Source organism: Sphingobacterium endophyticum, from assembly GCF_009733535.1.
Taxonomy (GTDB): domain Bacteria; phylum Bacteroidota; class Bacteroidia; order Sphingobacteriales; family Sphingobacteriaceae; genus Sphingobacterium; species Sphingobacterium endophyticum.
Genome location: NZ_SMMI01000016.1, coordinates 54,843 through 76,838, shown reverse-complemented (window position 1 = coordinate 76,838; position 21,996 = coordinate 54,843). Strand labels below are relative to the sequence as shown.

Sequence of the window (21,996 nt, the reverse complement as noted above, 5' to 3'; positions counted from 1 at the left end):
TGCTTTGGAAAAATAAAAAATTTCTCGGCATTACAGAATGATTTCCTTTTTTTAATTATACCATTTCGTCCACAAGTTCATGTACTGGGATTTGAATGATAGTATCATAATCCAAAGTTTTTTGAAGGATATTCTTTTGCTGTTTTTCAGCAAACACCCTTGCAAGATTGATTTTATACTTTTCAATTAATTTGGGGATCCCTTCTTCTCTTCTTGTTCGATGACCAATCGGATACTCCACAATTACCTCATTTAAAATACTGCCATCATTGAGTTCTACTGTTAATGCATTTGCAATAGATCGTTTTTCAGGGTCATGATAATCCACTGTAAATTGAGGGTCTTCAAAGCAGGTTATTTTTTCTCTTAGCTTATCAATTCTTGGATCGGAAGCAATATTATCTTCATAATCTGCTGCGGTTAGGCGTCCAAAGATCAAGGGTACTGCGACCATATATTGAATAGCATGGTCCCGATCGGCAGGATTATGTAATGGACCTTTTTTGTCAATAATTCGAATTGCAGCTTCATGAGTACGAATCTTAATTGATTTTATATCTTCTGAAGACTTTCCTAATTCTTTTAATTTTTGATATAGGGTCATTGCAGCTTCAACAGCTGTTTGGGAATGGAATTCTGCTGGGAAAGAAATTTTGAATAATACATTTTCCATGACATAAGTTCCATAAGGTCTTTGAAATTTAAATTGGTTTCCTTTGAATGAAACATCATAGAAACCCCATACGGGGGCAGTTAATACGGAAGGATATCCCATTTCACCTTTTTGGGCAATCAATGCTAATCTAACTGCTCTAGAAGTAGCATCGCCAGCAGCCCATGATTTTCGGCTACCCGTATTTGGGGCATGTCTATAAGTTCTTAAGGATTGACCATCGACAAAGGCCAATGAAATTGCATTGATTAATTCTTCTTTATTTAATCCAAGAAGTTTACCTACTACGGCAGTAGAAGCAACTTTAACTAGGATTACATGGTCTAGACCTACTTTATTAAATGAATTTTCTAAAGCTAGAACTCCTTGAACTTCATGGGCCATAACCATTGCTTGTAGGACTTCAATCATTAAAAGAGGTTCTTTACCTTCAGAAACACGGTTTCTAGAGATCCAATCAGAAACCGCTAAAATTCCGCCTAAATTATCAGAAGGATGGCCCCATTCAGCTGCCAACCAGGTGTCATTAAAATCCAACCACCTTACCATTGCTCCAATATTGAAAGCAGCTTGGATGGGATCCAATTGATAGGAAGTACCTGGGACTTTCGCGCCATTTGGTACTTGAGTACCTGGAACAATAGGTCCTAATAATTTTGTGCAAGCAGGATAGGTTAAAGCTTCAAACCCACAACCAATTGTATCTAAAAAACAATAGTGAGCAGTTTTTAAAGCTAATTCGCTTTTTATTTCATATCCAAGGATATAATCTGCTATATCGATAAGTACTTGATCCGGATTAGGTCTGTTATTCGAAATATGTGAAGACATTTTAATATATAAATAATTTAATTTTTACGATCTTTTAAAGGTATAAATTCTCGGTTTTCAGGTCCGATATAATGTGCGCTAGGTCGAATGATTTTACCATCTTCCCTTTGCTCGATGATATGTGCCCCCCAACCTGATATTCGTGACATTACGAACAATGGAGTAAACATAGCTGTAGGAATTCCCATGATATGATAAGCAACGGCAGAGAACCAGTCTAAGTTAGGAAACATCCGTTTTTCATTCCACATTACGGTTTCGATTCGTTCAGCAATATCAAATAACCTCATATCACCGGCTTCCTCGGAGAGTTTTTTTGCTATTTTTTTGATTACTTGATTTCTTGGATCTGCTACAGTATAGACAGGATGGCCAAAACCAATGATTACTTCTTTATTTGCCAATCTTTTTTTAATATCAGCTTCAGCCTCATCTGCATTCTTATAACGTTCTTGAATTTCGTAGGCGACTTCATTTGCACCGCCATGTTTTGGTCCGCGCAATGCACCAATTGCTCCAGCAACGGATGAATATACATCAGAAGCAGTACCTGCGATAACACGTGCTGTAAATGTAGAGGCATTAAATTCATGTTCAGCATAAAGGTTTAAAGACACTTGCATGGCATGGACCCAGGATTGGGAGGGTTCTTTTCCATGTAATAGATGAAGAAACTGACCACCTAAGGTAGGGTCTTTGGTTTCAACAGAGATCTCTTTTTGGTTGTGACTATAATGGTACCAATATAATAGGGAGGATCCCATGCTTGCCATTAGTCTATCAATAATATTTCTAGTAACTTCAATATCATGATTTAGAGGTTCAGGTTCAAGGGTTCCAAAGACAGAGACAGAGGTTCTCAGCACATCCATTGGGTGTGCGAATTCAGGAATTAGCTTTAAGACCTCTTTCAATACGGATGGAATTCCGCGATCGGCGATAAGTTTCTTTTGATAATTTTTAAGTTGGCTTTCTGTAGGTAAATTTCCATGGATAAGCAGATAAGCAACTTCTTCAAAGGTTGCTTTTTCAGCAAGGTCCAAAATGTCATAGCCTCTATAATGAAGGTCATTACCGCTTTTGCCCACTGTGCATAAGCTGGTATTTCCTGCTGGTACACCGGAGAGTGCTACACTTTTTTTTGGTTTAAAACCTGATTCATTAGCTTCTTTCATATCATTTGTTTTTGAATAGTTGGTCTAATTCATCTTCATAACGGTAATAATCAATGCTTTTATAAAGCTCTTCCCGAGTCTGCATTGTATCTATGACATTCGCTTGAGTACCGTCATTTCGAATATGTTGATACACATTGAGTGCGGCTTTATTTGCGGCTCTAAATGCAGATAATGGATAAAGAACAATTGAAACGCGAGCTGATCTTAATTGATCTACTGAGTATAAGTCTGTTTTCCCAAATTCCGTGATATTCGCTAGGATAGGAAGGCCAGTAGCTTCAGCAAACCTTGTATAATCTTCTATGTGGGTAACGGCTTCAGCAAAAATAAAATCAGCCCCGGCAATTTGGTAGGCGACTGCTCTTTCTAAGGCTTTATCAAGACCTTCACTTGCAATTGCATCGGTTCTAGCTCCAATTAGAAAATCAGTATCAACTCTTGCATTGACAGCAGCTTTTATCCTGTCAACCATTTCGTCTATTGAAACAAGTTCCTTACCTGGTCGATGGCCACAGCGTTTTGCGCCTACCTGATCTTCCATGTGTATTCCAGCAGCACCAGCTTTTTCCAAAGATTTGATTGTTCTTGCAATATTGAAAGCAGAGGGCCCGAATCCGGTGTCAATATCTACAAGAAGCGGTAATGAACAAACATTGGTAATTCGTCCAACATCAATCAATACATCATCAAGAGTAGTTATTCCAAGGTCTGGAATTCCCAATGACCCAGCTGCTACACCACCTCCGGAAAGGTAGATGGCTTTAAAACCAGACTGTTCAGCTAATAATGCATGATTTGCATTAATAGCTCCAACAATTTGTAATGGAGATTCAGATTGAAGTGCCGACCGTAATTTTCTACCTGGAGAATCCTTCATATGAAAAGGGTTTTATGTTTATAATGCTTTTATAAGGACAGAATGGGGTAGGGATTTTCCCCTTTGCCTCTCTTTTAAAGGTAGGAAAATTTATGGTTTTATTGAATTTTTAAACCTGGAAATGTTGAATAAGATATTGACTGAAAAAGATACTTGTATAAAAGCCTTGGGACTCTTCAAAACGAGGAGTTTTATTGGTTTTATGGGGTGAAAGAAAATCTGTCATAAACAAAATTAAATATAATAAATAGTATTATAAGGAAATGAAAAACAATAAAATAGATGGTTTAACATATAATGAATTAGTAGTTATATAAAACTTTAATTTCATTCAAAATTTGTTAACACTTAATTTTTTTTTATTATTGGGTTAAATAAACCTATAATTCTAACTAAACCTATCTAACTGATGAAAAAACAGACTAGTTATTTTAGGACGTTGACCAAGATTTTATTGTTCAGCGGATCCCTCAGTATGGTTCCAATTTCACCGTTATTTGCGAAGGTTGCAGTTTATTCTGCTTACCAACAAAAGATCACAGGAACGATCAAAGATGCTAAAGGAGAAATACTTTCTGGAGCTACAGTAAGTGTTAAAGGAACACAAAACAGAACTCAAACAGATGTAAACGGAAATTTTGAATTGTCTGAAGTACCTAATGGTGCGACCTTGACGATTACGATGATTGGTTATCTCAACAAGGAGGTTCCCGTTACTGGAAGTACAGTTTCAATTACCTTGGAAGAAGATCCCCAAGGACTGGATGAAGTCGTAGTTGTGGGATATGGATCCTTGGACAAGAAGGAATTGACGAGTGCAGTAACAACGATCAAGCCTAAGGATTTTGTTCCTGGAACCGTTTCCCCAATTTTGGCTATGCAAGGAAAAGTTGCAGGATTAAACGTATCTTCTAATAATGGTACAGATCCCAATGCCGGAGTAAGCTTACAGCTGCGTGGAGTAAACTCCGTTAACGCATCACAAGGTCCTTTGGTTGTAATTGACGGAGTACCTGGGGGAGATGTCAATTCAGTAGCAAAAGAAGATATTGAGTCAATCAACGTATTAAGAGATGCGTCTGCTGCTGCCATTTATGGTACCCGTGCCTCAGGAGGGGTAATTTTAATTACTACTAAACGGCCTCAAATTGGAAAACCTTCTGTTAATTTTACCTCGGAATATTTTATGGAAACTGTTCGGAAACGACCTCAGGTCCTTTCAGCGGAAAAATTTGTAGAAGTTGGTCTAGGTGATGACTTGGGCTACAGAACAGATTGGTATGATGAAGTGACCAACAAGAATCCATTTAGTCACCGTCAAGTTATAAATGTAAGTGGCGGTTCTGAAGATGCGAATGTATATGCCACTTTTGTCAAACGAGATGCTAAAGGTATTGCTTTAGGGTCAAAACGAGGAGAAATTGGGGGCCGAATCAATACAAATTTCAGATTTTTTGATGGATTTGCTGAATTATCAACCAATGCAAGTTATAATCAAGTAGATGCAGATTTTACCAATAATGACATTTTTAATATGGCTATGGTACTTAATCCGACAGAAACTCCATATAATGCTGATGATATTACTGGTTATAATGTTTTGACGGGAGGCTATGATTATTGGAATCCTGTTGCGGAAGTAATGCTACGTGATGATCGGAGACAATATCGTTATTTATTGGCGAATTCAACTTTGAAACTAAATCTTACTGAGCATTTAAGTACAAGTGCGACTGTAGGAATCAAGAGCAATTCGGAGCATGGATCATTCTATCGATCGGCACAACATAGGCTATCACGTCAAGATGGAATTGACGGATACGCAAGTCAAGATATGAGACGCAATTTAGATCGTGTATTTGAGTGGACGGTAAATTATAATAAGCGTTGGGAAGACCATTCTGTAAATGCAGTAGGAGGCTATAGTTATCAAGATTTCAACGGACAGGGATTCAGTGGGAATAACTCGGACTTTCCTGTAGATGGGATAAAAGAAAATGATATGGGGACGGGAAGTTTTCTACCAGATGGCCGTTCGGGCTTAGGTTCATGGAAAAATCCATGGGTTAAATTGGCTGCATTTTTTGGACGTGTAAACTATTCTTATTTAGATAGATATATCGTAACAGCTACTGCACGATATGAGGGGTCATCAAAATTTGCTCCAGAAAATCGTTGGGGATTTTTTCCAGGAGTTTCGGTTGGATGGAGAATGTCACAGGAGCCATTTATGAAGGATGTTACTTTTATTAATGACTTGAAATTTAGGGCTGGATATGGTGAAACAGGGAATGAGGGTTTTGGAGCAGAAGTTTCAACACGGATGTATTCTGCCGATACATGGTTCCTTCAAAATGGGCAATGGTTCCGTACCTATGGTGTTAGACACAACCAGAATCCAGGGATTAAATGGGAAGTGAAAAAAGAGTATAACGTAGGTATGGACTTCACAATTTTGAATAATAAATTAGGCGGTCGCGTTGATTTTTATAAACGTGTTATTGATGATTTAATTTATGATATATCAGTTTCTCAGCCACCGGCAATCCATGATAAGACGACTATGAATGTGGGAAGTATGCAAAATACGGGTTATGAATTTGAGTTGAATTATAAAGCAGTTCAACAGGATAACTTTAGCTATACTACTTCCATAGTAGCATCACATAACAAAAGTAAATTGAATTCATTATGGGGAAGTCAAACATTCTCAGACCGTAAAGGATTTCCGGCACCAGGTTCTCCAGGCTCTGCAGTACGTTTATACCCGGGTGAAGAAATTGGAAGATTCTTCTTATGGCAATTTGCAGGATTTACAGATGATGGATATTGGCAGTTATATGATAAGGACGGGAATATATTCGATGTTCGAGATAAAAATAAAACAGTAGGAGACAAAAAATTTGTTGGACAGGCAATTCCAACCCTACAATTGTCATGGAACAATGAGTTTACCTATAAAAACTGGGATGCAAATATTTATATGAGAAGTTGGATTGGTCATGATGTTTTTAATATGATCAATATGTATTATAGCTTACCTAATGTGAAAGGACAGAATGTATTAGATGAGGCTTATGAAGATCACAAGAATATAGTAGGAGAGAAGGAGCTATCAGACTATTGGTTAGAGAAAGGTTCATTTTTAAAGGTTGATGCGATTAATATAGGATACACCTTTAATCGCGAAATGATTAAGCCATTTAAGAGTTTAAGGGTTTATGCAACAGGAAGGGACCTATTTGTATTTACAAAGTATAGTGGATTAGATCCGGAAGTAAATATAAACGGTTTAGAGCCTGGATTTGAGGAACGTAATGTTTATCCAAAAACGAGAACATTTATGTTTGGTTTACAACTTAATTTTTAATGAATACGACCATGAAAAAATATATCATATTTCTATGTGCAGGTCTAGGATTGTTGACAACAAATAGTTGTACGAAACTAGATCAAGAGTTTTACAGTTCAGTAACTCCGGAGACATTTTTTAAGAGTGAGAAAGATATTCAGGCGGCATTATTTCGTCCATTTACGCATGCTAAATGGTATGTTGGAGAAGATCGCTGGAGACTACAAGAATATACGGCTGATAATTTTGCTATTACCACAAAAGGTAGGCACTGGTATAATGGAGGTGAAAATGAGCGGTTCCACTATCACCGCTGGACACCCGATGACGGATGGATTTGGGGAAGTTGGAGAGGAACCCTTATGGGGGTTGCTTTAGCATTAGATGCAAAAAGTGATTTGGAAAAATTAGATTATTCAAAGTTTGCATTGACAGATGAGACTAAGGCTTCTCACTTAGCTCAATTAGATGCTTTGATTGCATATTTTTACTTAAGGGGATTGGACTTCTTTGGAGGGATGCCAGTATTTGAATCGTTAGATCAGGAAGCATTGCCTAGAAACACCGATGTTGAGTTGTTTAATCATATAGAGAAGTTATTGAAAGCTGCGCTAGAGAACATACCTGCAAAAGCCGCAGGCAAGGCGGAGGATGGAGCAATTACAAAAGGTGCTGTTGCAGCAATGTTGGCTCAATTGTATTTTAATGCTGAATCTTATATTAATAAACCGATGTATAATGAGGCTAAAACCTTAGCACAGGCAATTATTAATAATCAATATGGAACATACGCATTGGATAGTAAGTGGAACGGGCCACATAATTTTGTGAATGATAAATCGCCAGAATTAATATGGTCAATGCCATCTGAATTCAAAAAATTGGAATATAACTGGTTCTATGCTGATTTCTATCATTATAATACACGTCAATATTTCAATCAAGATATGGGAGCGAATAATGGTGCACACTTAACACCATCCCGTAAGCCAGACGGTAGTTTATATAGTACCGATTTTAAATTGGGATCACCATATGAAAAATTGTCGACTGGAGATTTAAGGAAAAAACCTTATAAATATTTAGGAAGTGGTAATTACGAAGGAATGTTTATTATAGGACCTCACCTTACACCTGATGGGAAAGCAATAGTTGGAGGTGAAGAGTACAAGGATAAGCCTTTGAACTTTGTTGATCAGGTTGCAAGATTTACAGAGGTAGGAGCAGGGAAGAAATATTCAAGTATTAGCCAATTGCCGTCAAAAATGTCGGAAGGAGAAGAAAATACAGGAATTCGTTTAGTAAAGGTTCCTATTCCAAATCTGAATGATAATACATTGAGATGGGGTGGGGATATGCCAATCATACGGTTAGCGGAAATATATTACATTTTAGCAGAGTGTAATTTTAGGTCAGGTAATTTGGCAGAGGCTTCAAATCTGATTAATCAGGTTCGCAAGCGTAACTTTGATGGAGGGAAGGATCCAAACCCTTTAACAACAGCAAATTTAGATAAATATAGGCTACTTGATGAGTGGAGTATTGAGTTTATTGGTGAAGGAAGGAGAAGGACTGATTTAGTACGTTGGAAAGCATTCACTACAGAAAAATGGTGGGATCATGCAGCAAGTAGCTCTGCACATTTAAACAGATTTCCTGTTCCCAATGAAGCGATCGCTGGGAATAATAATTTAAAGCAAAATCCGGGGTATGAATAATACCTAAGGAAAATTGAAAATTAGAGTGGTCATTTGGCCACTCTTTTTTTTGTTAGTTACCCAATTACAGGTATATAAAACCCTTTAATTCGGGTAATTTAAGAGCTATTAATTGTTGTTATTTTCGAAGGATGAAAAAATCGATACATATGAAAAAAAGTTTTGGAATACTTGCAGCAACGATAGCAACCTCCTTTTTTCTAATTTCCTGTGATAAGGAGGGGAATGAAATAGAAGATGAGAAGATTCAGACGGAACGTATAGAAGATATAATACCCCAACAATATTTAGATTCATTAGCAAAATTAGATTTCAAAATCAATAAAGGCATTAAACCACCTACAATTAATGGTAAATTCTCTGTTAAACCCCATAAATTAAGTAAGAGTAATATTCCTAATGATCCGATCGGACATGTTTTCTCAGATGCGGTTGTAAGTTTATTCGGACAAAACGATAAGGATTTTAGTATTAAATTACTAGGTGAGAATTTTATCAATCTTCGGGATACAAGCATTTCCACGGCAATTTCTGGAAGTGGTAATGACTTTACAATTTATGGAAAAGTTAAGTCGAATCGTGGAGAAGCATATGGAATTTCAGCCTTATTGATTTCAGGGAGTTTAGAAGGAGATCATTTGAAGAATGTGCAGACTGGAATTATTATGGTGGATGCTTCACATGGTGATGCATGGATGATCAAAGAAGGTCAGGCAAGAGTAGCTTTTGATTCTGATTTTATCAGCGAAAGAATGGGTGAAGTAGAATCGAAAGCTCAGCGTTTTCGCATAAATAAAAATACTAAAACTACATCAACTACTTTAGGACAGCAGATTAGTTCGTATTAAATAATCTTAGATGGATTGGATTAATTTGTACTATAAGTATTGATCAAAATAGAGCGGGATTAATTCCCGCTCTTATTATTTATAAATTCTAAATAGATCTTTTTTTGGAGATCTAATAACAGTTTTTTCTGAATAAAATAAGCTCTATTCGTGAGGTCGTAGAAGAGATGTATGGCATTAAAAAGTAGGGTTAGATTTTCGTCATTATATGCAGTTGCATAGAAATAGATTAAATCTTTTTCAACAAAATCATTTAGCATTTGAAGGGTCTCAGGATGCTGTTCATTTCTTAAGATATCATTTTTTAAAAGATCAGCTATTTCAGCTTTAAGCCTTTTCTCTTTAGGCTTATTATTACTTAAATTAATAACTATATCTGCATATTCTAACTGATGATAAATAAAAGCATAACTATTAGTGAGGTCTACATAGAATTCAATTTTTTCATCAAAATTGTTATCTAATTCTTTCATTTCATGATAAGAATTATGTAGATCGATTTCTTTGTTTGAAAATTTGGACATATGAAAAAAAGATTCATATATCTTAATGTTCAGTTGGTTAATTTGAGCTTTTTTATCATTTAGTTCATTATTTACAATGTTTAGGATATTTCCTGCTTCATTAGCCTTATATTTAACGCCATCATAATCAAATGTTTTTAATTTGATTGATCTATTCATTATATTTTCTAACACCTGTTTATCATTTAATAGGGAATTGATTTCCAAACTCAATTCCGAATTTCTGTCAGAAAATAATTCGTTGATATCGATATACTGTGGATTAAAATCTATCTTATCAAAATCAGAAATAACAGGATTATTATACATGTAAAAATCGTTATAGATTTCATCAAACTCGTTATTGTTAAAGTCAATTTCAAAATGTTTCAAGGATTGCTGTGAATCAAGTTCAATAATTTCTCCATTATGTTTTAAAGGACCAAAAATAAAATTTTGGACTTTGTTGAATAGTTCTTCTTTATTACGTAGAATTTCGATTGCAGGACTGATTTCGGGATCCTCGATATGAATATTTAATTTGTTAATTGCTTTAACACGGTCTTCAGTTGATGGGTGGGATGCCCATTGATTTTCAATCACGAGTTTGGATTTATTATATTTTGTTCCATCATCAATGGAGACATTTGGGAAACCATTAATCAAATTATATTTATTTTTTTCAGCTAAAAAAAGACTAACAGCATGTTGGTTTTGATAAATATCCAAAGGCAAGAAATTTTCTGCAGATTTTCTTTCGTAGAAAAATATTGCCCTGTCCATTGCATAATTTGCAAAGTTTAGTCTTAGAAGACCATCAGCCAATGCTTTTGAACCTGCAACATTTGCAGATATTTCATCTGCATGGAATTCCATTTCTCTTGAGAGAGCCATATAATTAATGTTAACATAGTCATATAGTTTTTGAAGGATCTTTTGAATTCCATTAATAGAGATAGATGATAGTCCTAAGGTTAAGGCCATGTACCCGCTAAGACCACTTAGGGTATTTTGAATTTTTGTCAAGGATTCGTTGTTATATAACATGTTGTAAATTACAGAGTTGACATTATAGACGTAACTTCCAACTTTCATGCTTCGCTGGGAAAAGTGACCAAATTCATGAGCAAGAATTGCTTTAAGCTCTTGCTTTGTCAATGAGTTAATTAATCCAATACCAATTTGAAGATTTTTTCGAATTGGAAAAAACATACTCCAAAAACTTGAATTATAAAACACGGATGCATTAACATTATGGGATAGAAATACCTTTTTTGGAAAGTCTGTTTTCACCTCTTTTACAAGTTCATCAATCATACTGAATAATTCAGGTTGATCTTCTTTTTTTACTTCAATTAAGTCACTTGTATCATTTTTGGATGATGCAAAAATAAATTTGATCATAAAATACAGAATAGTTAATGCAGATGCAATTAATCCTAATCCTAAACCAATAGTAAGAACATTTGGATAATTGATAATTGCCCATATTCCTATATAGGTACATATTCCAGCTAACGCTATGGTAGATAATAAAAGGATTAAATAAACGAGGATAAAAATAAAGATTGAAAAAAGAGTTTTTCTTACGTGTTTTTGAAAACTACTTGTTACTTGAACATTCATAATTGATTCGGATTTATAAACGAATATAAAAAATTAATTCAATAGAAAAATGTGTGTTTAATATTGTCAATTTATTTCAAAGAATATCAACTTGTATTATATCGTTTCCTTATTTCGGTTTTGGGATTACACCTATTAGTTTGGCCTTCGATATCACAAATGGCATTGCATGCAATCGATGGTTAAACTTTAAAAATTTAAAAAAATGGCAATTATTTCAAAAGGTATTTTAGGAGGCTTTCATGGGAAAGTTGGAGAAATTGTAGGATCAAGTTGGAGAGGAATTAACGTAATTAGATCTTTACCAAAACGGGTAAAGCGCGCCTCTACGGAAAAACAAATAATTCAGAGAGCTAAGTTTTCGCTAGTAATAGCATTTATCAAGCCTCTTCGTGAATTTTTATTAAAAAGTTATAATGACAGGAGTTTAAAACAGCTTACTTCGACAAATCTTATTTCAAGTGAAATATTAAGGGAAGCTGTAAAGGGAGAATACCCGAATTTGATTCTTGATTATTCCAAAATAACGATTAGTAAAGGTTCATTAACTCAATTGCCTGACCTAAATTATGTTAAAACTGAGAAAACGCTTGATTTAACATGGAAATCAAACGAAGGATTACTAGGTGAGACGAAAGCCTTGAATGTTTTCGGGATTATTTTTTCGGAAAAGAATAGGAATTTCAGTTTGATTAAAATTGGTACTTATAACCTTCTTAAAGGGTCGATTAATTTGGACACCTATAAAAAAGGAGAAAAGGTTGTGGTCTGGTTATTTAATTCTGACGAACCGAATGTAAAGTTCTCAGATAGTATTTTCCTTGGAGAATTTGTATTGTAATGATCGAGTTAATTCGCGTTTATGAAGGTGCAAATAGTACTTTATCGCATTTATATATCGATGGTTTGTTTGCGTGTTATGTCCTTGAAGATCGTATCAGAAACAAGAAGATTTTTGGCAAAACCTGTATTCCGGAGGGAGTTTATCCTTTAAAGGTGAATCTGAGTGCCGGAATGAATCAAAAGTATGCTCCTAAATTTGGGAAAAGACATATGGGAATGATAGAGATCAGTAAAATTCCAAACTTCTCATTAGTCTTTTTTCATATTGGAAACTTTCATAGTGATACAAATGGATGTCCGTTAATGGGAAGTTACTTCAAAAAGGAGGATAATGATTTTATGGTTCTACAATCCGCAATGGCCTATAAACTCTGGTATCCAGTAATAATGAAAAAATTATTGTCTGGTAACCCTAAAATTAAAATTGTTAATCGCTTAAAAAGATTTGTTAGTTAATAAATCTGAGGAGCAAAATCTAAAATTAAAATGAAAAGTCTTTTGAATTCTATATCTCAACTTTTGACTTTATTAAGGTCCTCACCGGGGAAATTACCGGTAAAAGTTATTTTATTAATTAGAAATCTAGGGTTTGTAATTGAAATTATAAAGCAATGGATTGAAATGAATAAGAAGAATGGCAAAGGTCCGCAGATTAATAAATTTGGTTTGGGATAGTAGATTATCTTAGTAGAAGGGGCATTCGTAAGAGTGCCCCTTTATTTTTTTAATTTAAGTGATAACTTTGATTTTGGAATTCCATGGAAGCATAGTAATTGTATTTTTCTTTATCCAGTGGGTAATCCCAGCATCCCATTCTATGGAAAATTTCACCACCAAAGCCCGTTTTAAATCTGTAGAGACCATATAAAGGGTGTGATTCTTCTGCATTTGGAGATATACCAAAGAAATCATATTCAGTACAGCCTTTTTCTTTAGCAATTTTCATAGCATTCCATTGTAAAGCATAGGTTGCCATATAGTTTCTGTTTTCAGTTGCTGAAGCACCGTATAAGTATGTTCCTCTATTTCCTGCTAAAACTAAAAACATAGCTGCTAAGGGTTGTGCATCTACTTCAGCAACTAAAAGAAAAACATCTGCAGGAGACTGGGTGTCATTCGCTCTTGCACTTAATATTACTTTGAAATAGTTAATGTCATGTAAAAAGAAATTATTTCTTTGAGCAGTTTGACGGTATAGTTCATACCAAATTTCTAGATTATCAATACCTAATGATTTAATTTGAACCCCTTTTCTTTGAGAAAGGTTGACATTATATCTTGTTTTGGATTTCATATTGGCTAATATTTCATCCTCATTATTTTTAAGGTCTATAAAAATAGTATTGGAGGGAAGAATATCCGTGTTTGCTTTTTTTAAATTCCAATTTTCGGTATTGAAATTAAGTCTTAATTCTTGTATTCTTTTCTCTGGCACGCCAATCCAATTTCCATGAATATCATAACAGTCATCTTCCTTAGCCCACAGAGATTCCCATGAAAGGTCAAATCTAATCATGATGCAAGTAGGAGGAAGGAAGTTTCTCAAGCTTTCGGATAATTGTTCAAGAAAGAAGCCTTGGTTTTCAGGGTCAGGTTCTACTTCTGGACCATAAGGTACATAAGCAATACAATTTTCAGCATCTAAATGCTGGATAATAATTAATAAATCACCAAACAAATAAGTTTCATCTGAAACATCTTGAAATAGATCGGCGTTTTTAACTTTAAAATTATAAGCAACGCTCTCTATTCCTTGTAATTTTTTTACTTCAGACCAATAAGCAGTCTGCTGGATTATGGAAGTTTTAAAAATTTCCTTAATCTTTTTGTCTTCTAAATCTGCGATCATGATTGTATCTCTTTCACAGACTTTGATGAAATTATTTCCATTGTCTGTGCTAAAAAGAGGCAAACATAGCCAATTAAAAGGGACTAAACGAATTACAATGTCACGTTGTTGTTAGAATGCTATTAATCTTCTTCTAAAATCTCAGCTACCCTACCAATCTGACCATCAGTAAGTCTAACTTTAATGCCTCGGCTATGGTATGGTGCTGAGGTAAGAATGTCTTTAACAATTCCTTCGGTAAGATTTCCAGATCTTTGGTCCTTTTTTAGGATAATATTGACAAGGATTCCAGCTTTAATATTTGCTCTTGAATTAGGGTCACTCATAAGTCTAAATTTGAAAACACGAATTTACGCTAATTTAATTGTAAAGGGTTGGTATTTGCCTGTTGATAATCTTTGAAAGATGTATTTGCGGTTATAAATGTATGTTTTCATTATGAAATACATCAGCAAAATTATAAAAGGTTTTATTAGCTATTTCAATTGCATTTGTATGATTTAAATGATTATTTGCGTGTTGATTTAGTACAGAAGTGAATGCATTCCACATATTTTGACTTTGTTCAGCATATCCTTCAAAAAAAGAGAAACCTCTTTGAATGCCTGCCTTTTTTAGCATTTGAATTATATAAGGTCCTCCCATTATTGATCCTTCTAATACATACATGGAGCTTAGTGCTTCAAGAACTGAATTGGGTTTAGGGGCATTCGCTGGGGGCAAATTATCAATCTCAAACCCTAAACTTTCGATGTCTTTTTTGATAAAAGTTGAATTTCTTCTATTTAATTTATCTGGTAATATTTCAGTGCTGATATAAGGTTCAGTTTCCGCTTCAACAGCAGAAAAAAAAGCATAAAAGCCTTTTAACAGATCTGCATATTCAGCTTCATTTTTAATCGCTTTAATTTGTCTTACTATCTTGGCTTCAACCTGTTGATGTGCAGTTTTAGTTTCTTCTTTAATGATTTTACTAAACATAATGGATGTGTTTAAGAGCTAATATTTAAACCTTTTGTATTTTATTTAACAGAAAGGTTTGTAAAATTTGGACTGATTATCAAAAATTATCAAAAACATTCATTAAAACTAATTTTATGATAGAATCTGATAAAGAGATTACAAATATAGATGAACCAGTAAATTGGAGAGTATTGTGAGTTATATAATATGCTTAAACTATTTAGCTTTTGAGTTTATTGAGCTATAACATATTGAATTAAATTATTAATTTGCAAATAATCAATTCCAAAACCTATGTTAAAGAATCTTTCATTTACAGGAGTATTAGGCGTTTTACTGTTTTTCATACAGATCTCAATAGGCAATTTATCTCAAGCACAGTCTAAGGCAAGTATCGCTGGAGATTATCCAGATCCGTCTATCATATACGCAAATGGAAAATATTACGCTGTTGGCACTTCAAGTGAATGGGCGCCCCATTTACCAATTTTCTCATCAAAAGATTTAAGAGAATGGAAGCAAGAAGGGTTTGTTTTCAATGAGACACCAGAATGGGTAGGATCTTCGTTTTGGGCACCGGAGTACTTTTACCACAACGGGTTATACTATATGTATTATTCGGCAAAGCGCAAAAGCGATGGTGTTTCCTGCATTGGAGTTGCTGTTTCTAAATATCCGGATAGAGAGTTTGTAGATAAAGGAATTGTAGTCGCCTATGGTACAGAGTCTATAGATGCCTATGTTATTCAGGAAGGTGAGGATCTATACATGACTTGGAAAGCTTATGGGTTGGATAAGCGACCGATCGAACTTTTAGGAAGTAAGTTGTCAAATGATGGATTGCAGTTGGAGGGAGAACCATTTAGTTTATTATTGGATACGGCTAGAATTGGGATCGAAGGACAGAGCTTTATAAAAAGGGATGGTTATTACTATATGTTTTATTCAGCAGGGGCATGCTGTGGTCCAGGTTGTGATTACCATGTTCAGGCAGTTCGCTCAAAGTCACTTCACGGTCCCTACGAAGATGTTGGTGAGACTGTTTTACTAGGAAATAATGAGGATTGGAAATGTATGGGGCATGGAACTTTCGTTCAAGATAAACAAGGAGAATATTATTATCTATTTCATGGGTATAGCAAAAAAGACCACGTTTATACAGGTAGGGAGGGACTCATAGCAAAATTGCTGTGGTCTGACCATGGTGATCCAGTTTTTGAATTTATTCCAAACCAATCAAATAATCGAGGAAATGGATTCTCTTTTGATTTTAGAAAAATGAATAAATCTGGAGTCTTTGCCCAATGGGATTTTAGATATTCAGACCCAAAGTGGGATCTCAATCAAAATGGATTGGTTCTGTCGGGGAAATTAATTGGTGACAATAAAATTGGAACTGTGTTAACTTGGAAACCTGAAAGCAAGAAATATGAAATAATAAGTAAAATTGATTTGGTAAAATCCGCCCCAAATGCTTTAAAAGGAATTGTAATTTATGGAGATGTTAATAAAGGAATTGGGGTTGGGGTTCAAAATAATCAGCTTCAAATTTGGCAGGCAGAAGAAGGTAAATTTAATATCTTAAACAAGATCGAACTTCCTAAAATATCTCAAATAGAACTTAAGGTAAAAACTGAAGAAGATTTTAGTGTTAAGGTTTATTACAGATTTGGATCAACTGATTGGAAATTGATTACGGGTTATGACAACGTTTCTTTTAGCATAAAAAACTTAGCACCATGGGATAGGAGCCCACGACCAGGAATTCATGTTAAAGGAGAAGAGCAGGAAAAGGCAGTTTTTCAAACTTTTGAAATAAAATATTAATTGTTGCAATAATAATTAGGCATAATTATTACGATTCTATCAAGCGTTTGATATTAAATCATTTCGGGCTCATTTTCAGAAATTTTCGCTATATTGAGATAGCTTAAACGTTTAATTTTTTTAAAACACCAATCTAAATCCAAGTTTATGATTAGAATAAAACCTTTATCAATTGCTTTAACCATTTTCTTCGGTTTAATATTTTCTATAGGAGCGGTTGCCCAAAAGTCAAGCTATAGTTTTACAACAGAATTGGAAAATTTAATTCGGGCAGATTTATTGCCAAATTTTCGAACTGGGGAATATCTAGAACAGATTTCAAGTTATGATAGAACGGGAAAGAATGATGACGGGTTTGGAGGGGCATATTCGTTTATTAGAAAGGAGGGGAAAGATTTGGTCATAGCTGATTTTTCAGGACCGGGAGTTGTCAATAGAATTTGGACTCCTACACCTACAGATGATACTGTTTCATTTTATTTTGATGGAGAGAAGAAAGCAAGATTGAGATTGCGTTTTTCAGATTTGTTCTCAGGGAATGTATTCCCTTTTGTAAAGGGGATATCTGGGAATGAGGTAGGAGGCTATTTTACCTATATGCCGATTTTATATAAAAAATCTTTAAAGATTGTTTTTGAAGGGGAGAAGATATTATTTCTTCAAATCCAAAATCGGAAACTAAATCATAAGAATGTGGATTCATACACTGGGAATTTTACTCCGGAAGAAAAGCTAAAAATTGAGGAGGTATCCAAAATATATACGGATGTAAATCCAAATTCAGCATTATTTTCAAAAGGGAAATCTACAGGTTTGGAAATTGAGGAGAAGAATTTTGTTATAAATCCTGGGGAGGAATTAAGTTTTTTTAAAGCAGCAAATGGAGGTAGAATTTTAGGGATTGAATTGGATGGAGGATCCTCTTTTGAGGGAATGCACAAGGATATTATTTTGTCAGGGACATGGGATTCTGAAGGAACGGAAGCTATTTATGCTCCGTTGGCAGATTTTTTTGGTTATGCATTTGGAAAAAGGGCAATGCGGAGTTTATTAATGGGAAGTAAAGGTAGTTTGAATTACAGTTATATTCCTATGCCATTTGATGAATCTGCAGAATTGAAGTTGATTTATAAAAAAAGGGAAGGGTCTTTACAGCCTGCGATATCGGTAAAAGCCAAAGTATTTTATAATACGGAGAGTAGGGATAAGTCCAAGGAAGGGAAATTCTATTCCGTATGGCATCGAAATAAACCAGCAGAAGGACATTACTATGAATTTTTAAAAACCAAAGGAAAAGGGCATTATATAGGTACTATTCATTTGGCTCAAGCGCTTCGGCCAGGGATGACTTTGTTTTTTGAGGGAGACGATGTAACCCACATTGACGGAAAACAAAGGATGCATGGAACTGGGTCAGAAGATTATTATAATGGGGGTTGGTATGCATTACTAGATAGATGGGATAGAGGCATTAGTTTACCTATTCATGGATCGTTAGATTACAGTTTACCAATGGGCAGGACCGGCGGCTATCGTTTCTTTATGTTGGATAAAATGCCATTTGAAGAGGAGATTAATCATGTTATAGAGCATGGACCAGAAGGAAATGAATTTCCGGTAGACTATACATCAATTGCAATGTATTATGGATCAGAACCGCTGCAATCAAAGACTGAACCTACAGAAGAGCTCAGGGAAGTTTATTTGCCAAAGGAACATGAGTATTTTCCTCAATTAATGGATATTACCTTAGGTGGGGGAGCTGTTGTGAAACATGATCGAGGTTTGAGAATGCAGCCGGATGGACACCATATTGTTCGTGTGATGCTGAATGATATTCCTGAAGGCGTATATAAGTTATCTATATCCTATTTTGAAAAAAATAACGGAGCTGAATTTGCAATTTGGCAAAGACAAAAAATGATTTCTGATTGGAAGTCTAGCCAAGGAGCGGAAGAAAAATTGAATCAAAAAATTGAAATGGGAACCATAAAAATTAGTAAACAAACAAATTCGGTTACATTCCATATTCGTAAGCAGGGAGAGAAAGGAAATGAATTTGAATTGGATAGAATTTTCTTGGAAAAAATTTCTGATTTGTAATAATTGATTTCCATAGCTGCTATATTTTTTTTCTGATGCAACGTATACAAGCATTTCGACTTGAAGGATAGGTTTGCATTTCAATCATGGTCCCTTGTGATCTGGAGAAATTGATTTGAGCAAATGTGGATTGGGCCTTAGTTCTCCAATACCCTTTTGTGGAACGATAGTTAGAGTTGTTGGGATAATATTCTAAGATAGCAGAATTAGGATTTAATTTATAGCCATTTGGAGCGAATACTAAGTAGGAATGTGGATAGGATGGAGCTCCAATAGGAGGAATTGGGGGAGTGATCCATAAACTCCAGCCATTGTTTTTGATAATGATACCCTTGTCTTTAAAATTATCTAATTGTTCAAAATCGGAAACGGTAGGCAGGTCCCATACACCTTCTGGGTAAATTCTTTCGTAAATATTTTTCCCATTTAAAACATAGATATCATTTTGGAAGAAATCCGTTTGACTGGGTACTGCAGACATCAATTCATAAACTGGATTATCATACCGAAATCTGTAATTCCAGAATCTATCGGAAGATAGCGGAGTATCGGAAACTCTGTAAACATTTGACCTTGCCCATTGTGTTCCTCCAATAGTTATAGCGGATTCTACTAGTTTTATTGAGATAAAATAGCTTTTTCCAGGTTCAGGGGAGAACTTAGGGATTGTAAAAGTTTTATTTAGGAATTCTCTATTTCTAAAATCTTTTGGTCCACCTCTTTCTTGAAGTCGTTCACTCATAATCCAAAGGGTATCAAGAGTAACCTGAAGTTGTGTTTCATTTTTTGTAGATGTGGTATAGAAGGTGTATCTTCTTTTCCAGTTCTCTTCAGGAACAGAATCAATTCCTACGGGAACAGAATAACCCGAATTATGTGAGTTAAATACATGATCGGTATTTGAAATAGGAGAGTAATTTTCAAAAGAGGCCGTTTTAATATTAAATTCTGCTTTATATAAACCAGATTTATCCTTGAATTTTGGGCTGGCATATTCAACAGCAGCAAACATTCCTATTGAATTGACTTCAACGATAATTCTAGAAGATTTTCTGGACATGACTATATTATTTATTGAATTTGTCCCTCCAATTTCATTAGAAGTCTTAATTAGCCCCGTTGCATAGGCAAAGTCTTGTCGGTTTAAATCATTGTTTCCTGATGGTAGTACAAAAATTTTAGATTCATTAGCATTCAGTTCCTTGATTCTGTTAGTGTTATTGAAAGTATATGCATACCATCTATAATTTGTATTTCTCAACGCAGAGAGGGCTATGGCATTATTCCCAATTATTCCTTCTTGTTGATCAACTAATTCAATTGGGTTTCCTGTTTGATCTGTTTTATAGAGGACAATTCTGTAGTGACTTCCATGATTTAGCGGATTAACCTGTTTTGTTTTATTTTCGGATTTGTTTATAGCATAACTTTCACGTTCAAATTTCCCATTAGAATAATGATGATTGGATAAGGTGTTCATTTCAGAAATGGATATTATTGCGTCCAATTCTTTTAAATCAATGATTTTACTTGAAATTTCAGTTGATTTGGAGTTTGTATTAATAGTTTTGGTATTTGCAACCATTTTACTCTCAACATTATCTTCAAGCCCTTTTATAAAGAAATGAATTTTATTATTCTTTAATGCATGGGGATTTTCAGGAATTACATTTGGTTTATTACAGGCAGTAAAGGTCAATAGAAAAAAGAGGAATACAAGATATTCAGTGAAATTTCTCATAGATTTATATAAAGAAGGAATTTACGATAATTAGAAGGATACTTTTGTTTTGGATTAGACAAGCTATAAGTCGAAATTATTATATTTATTATTAGCTGAATTCTCCCATTCCTCTATTTTTGGTTCATTATTTACACCTCCAGTTTTCAATATGTAGGAACTAGCTGAAATACCATCTTCCATATCGATATTGAGTAATTTAATAGTAGGACTGATGTAAACTTTTTTCTTCTTTTTCATCTTCCTAATCTGATTTTGATTTGGAAGAAAATTAAAAGCTGTGTGAAATAGCATATTAATTAAATATTTATACAAAAGTAATTATAGAGTATAAATATTTACAATAAAATTGTTTTAACTTATTTTTTTATTTAAATAAATTAATCCACATAAGTTAAAATTTAATTGATTAAAAAGGTTTTAATGTGGTATTGTGTAAATTTAGGTGGGATTGAAAAAAAATAATTAATAATCAGATTTGTAACAATCCTCAATTTTTTCTGTATATCAGGTAATATTATTATTGAAATTTTTTTGACAATAATGGGAACCTCAAAACAGCAATAAATATTTTAGGAGGAAACTATTTCTGATTTAATAATTACTTTAATAACCAAATTTCGCTTTTGCCTTCCAATGCTTCGTAAGGCTTTGAATTTCCATTTAGTAAATCAGATTCATGTCCCTCCAAATGCCAATTTAAATCCTCTTCATTTATTTTTTTCATTTGAAAGATTGCATCAGGGTCTTTGTAACTGATATCACTTTTAAGCATATTTATTTTATTGTCGGCAAACAATTGTTCAGCCTCCTCTTTGCTCACTTGTACCAGAGTATTCGCTTTATTGTCAAAATCTCTCATTTCCCTTTCCATTTCCCTAGGATAATTATCAGCAAGGTATTCATTGTATAGGTCCCTGTTTTTAGTTCTTAGAGCTTCATTTTTATAGGCGATTCGTTCTGGATTTAGTTCAAAGTTAAAATCTTCAGGATTTTCTTTAAATCCAAATTGTCTATTTAATTCGTCTATTCTTTGTTCCAATGTTGGCATAATATTTTCTTTT

The 21,996-nt window shown here is 34.4% G+C and carries 17 protein-coding genes; 7 read left to right on the top strand and 10 right to left on the bottom strand.

What is annotated here, in order from left to right; translation table 11 throughout:
- Nucleotides 1-55: 55 nt before the first annotated feature.
- From E0Y80_RS16870 to prpB, 3 genes are read right to left on the bottom strand one after another with little or no spacing between them, the layout of a single operon-like run.
- Nucleotides 56-1,504 carry a bifunctional 2-methylcitrate dehydratase/aconitate hydratase gene (locus E0Y80_RS16870; protein ID WP_156308852.1) on the bottom strand — a complete coding sequence of 483 codons (1,449 nt, stop codon included), beginning with the start codon at nt 1,502-1,504 and terminating at the stop codon, nt 56-58.
- Nucleotides 1,505-1,521: 17 nt separating this feature from the next.
- Entirely contained in the window at nt 1,522-2,679 is a 1,158-nt protein-coding gene (prpC, locus tag E0Y80_RS16865; RefSeq protein WP_156308851.1) for a bifunctional 2-methylcitrate synthase/citrate synthase, read from the bottom strand.
- A 1-nt stretch (nt 2,680) separates the two neighbouring features.
- The gene (prpB, locus tag E0Y80_RS16860; protein ID WP_156308850.1) at nt 2,681-3,559 is read right to left on the bottom strand and encodes a methylisocitrate lyase; all 879 of its coding nucleotides are present in this window, start codon (nt 3,557-3,559) and stop codon (nt 2,681-2,683) included.
- 409 nt (nt 3,560-3,968) lie between these two features.
- On the opposite strand from prpB, the gene E0Y80_RS16855 reads away from it, so the two are divergent.
- The 3 genes from E0Y80_RS16855 (at nt 3,969) to E0Y80_RS16845 (ending at nt 9,477) form a co-directional block, all read left to right on the top strand.
- Nucleotides 3,969-6,929, top strand: coding sequence for a SusC/RagA family TonB-linked outer membrane protein (locus E0Y80_RS16855; RefSeq protein WP_156308849.1), 2,961 nt, complete (start codon nt 3,969-3,971; stop codon nt 6,927-6,929).
- 11 nt (nt 6,930-6,940) lie between these two features.
- Nucleotides 6,941-8,629 (top strand): RagB/SusD family nutrient uptake outer membrane protein, encoded by a 1,689-nt coding sequence (locus tag E0Y80_RS16850; RefSeq protein ID WP_156308848.1) that lies wholly within the window; start codon nt 6,941-6,943, stop codon nt 8,627-8,629.
- A gap of 149 nt (nt 8,630-8,778) precedes the next feature.
- Nucleotides 8,779-9,477, top strand: a complete 699-nt coding sequence (locus tag E0Y80_RS16845) for a hypothetical protein (RefSeq protein ID WP_156308847.1) — start codon at nt 8,779-8,781, stop codon at nt 9,475-9,477.
- A 59-nt stretch (nt 9,478-9,536) separates the two neighbouring features.
- Here the strand turns inward: E0Y80_RS16845 and E0Y80_RS16840 are convergent, their stop codons facing one another.
- Complete coding sequence (locus E0Y80_RS16840) at nt 9,537-11,606, bottom strand: M48 family metalloprotease (RefSeq protein WP_156308846.1); 2,070 nt, start codon at nt 11,604-11,606, stop codon at nt 9,537-9,539.
- A gap of 205 nt (nt 11,607-11,811) precedes the next feature.
- Between E0Y80_RS16840 and E0Y80_RS16835 the strand changes: the two genes are divergently transcribed.
- Nucleotides 11,812-12,447: a DUF6266 family protein gene (locus E0Y80_RS16835; RefSeq protein WP_156308845.1), complete on the top strand. Its 636-nt coding sequence runs from the start codon at nt 11,812-11,814 to the stop codon at nt 12,445-12,447.
- Entirely contained in the window at nt 12,447-12,905 is a 459-nt protein-coding gene (locus E0Y80_RS16830) for a DUF5675 family protein (RefSeq protein WP_156308844.1), read from the top strand. Before E0Y80_RS16835 ends, E0Y80_RS16830 begins: the two co-directional genes overlap by 1 nt.
- A gap of 268 nt (nt 12,906-13,173) precedes the next feature.
- Here E0Y80_RS16830 and E0Y80_RS16825 read toward each other — a convergent pair whose 3' ends face one another.
- The 3 genes from E0Y80_RS16825 to E0Y80_RS16815 form a co-directional block, all read right to left on the bottom strand.
- Nucleotides 13,174-14,298 (bottom strand): lipid II:glycine glycyltransferase FemX, encoded by a 1,125-nt coding sequence (locus E0Y80_RS16825; RefSeq protein WP_156308878.1) that lies wholly within the window; start codon nt 14,296-14,298, stop codon nt 13,174-13,176.
- A 122-nt stretch (nt 14,299-14,420) separates the two neighbouring features.
- A complete protein-coding gene (locus E0Y80_RS16820) occupies nt 14,421-14,624 on the bottom strand; it encodes a YwbE family protein (RefSeq protein WP_156308843.1) in 204 nt (67 codons plus the stop codon).
- Between the two features lie 91 nt (nt 14,625-14,715).
- On the bottom strand, nt 14,716-15,279 hold the full coding sequence (locus E0Y80_RS16815; protein WP_156308842.1) for a biliverdin-producing heme oxygenase: 564 nt from the start codon (nt 15,277-15,279) through the stop codon (nt 14,716-14,718).
- Between the two features lie 276 nt (nt 15,280-15,555).
- Between E0Y80_RS16815 and E0Y80_RS16810 the strand changes: the two genes are divergently transcribed.
- Nucleotides 15,556-17,088, top strand: a complete 1,533-nt coding sequence (locus E0Y80_RS16810; protein ID WP_156308841.1) for a glycoside hydrolase family 43 protein — start codon at nt 15,556-15,558, stop codon at nt 17,086-17,088.
- Between the two features lie 147 nt (nt 17,089-17,235).
- Nucleotides 17,236-19,191, top strand: a complete 1,956-nt coding sequence (locus E0Y80_RS16805) for a glycoside hydrolase family 172 protein (RefSeq protein ID WP_156308840.1) — start codon at nt 17,236-17,238, stop codon at nt 19,189-19,191.
- 19 nt (nt 19,192-19,210) lie between these two features.
- On the opposite strand, the gene E0Y80_RS16800 is transcribed toward E0Y80_RS16805, so the two are convergent.
- The 3 genes from E0Y80_RS16800 to E0Y80_RS16795 form a co-directional block, all read right to left on the bottom strand.
- Nucleotides 19,211-20,932: a hypothetical protein gene (locus E0Y80_RS16800; protein WP_156308839.1), complete on the bottom strand. Its 1,722-nt coding sequence runs from the start codon at nt 20,930-20,932 to the stop codon at nt 19,211-19,213.
- Nucleotides 20,933-20,995: 63 nt separating this feature from the next.
- On the bottom strand, nt 20,996-21,172 hold the full coding sequence (locus E0Y80_RS20655) for a hypothetical protein (protein WP_197091639.1): 177 nt from the start codon (nt 21,170-21,172) through the stop codon (nt 20,996-20,998).
- A 361-nt stretch (nt 21,173-21,533) separates the two neighbouring features.
- On the bottom strand, nt 21,534-21,983 hold the full coding sequence (locus tag E0Y80_RS16795; protein ID WP_156308838.1) for a hypothetical protein: 450 nt from the start codon (nt 21,981-21,983) through the stop codon (nt 21,534-21,536).
- Between the last annotated feature and the right edge of the window lie 13 nt (nt 21,984-21,996).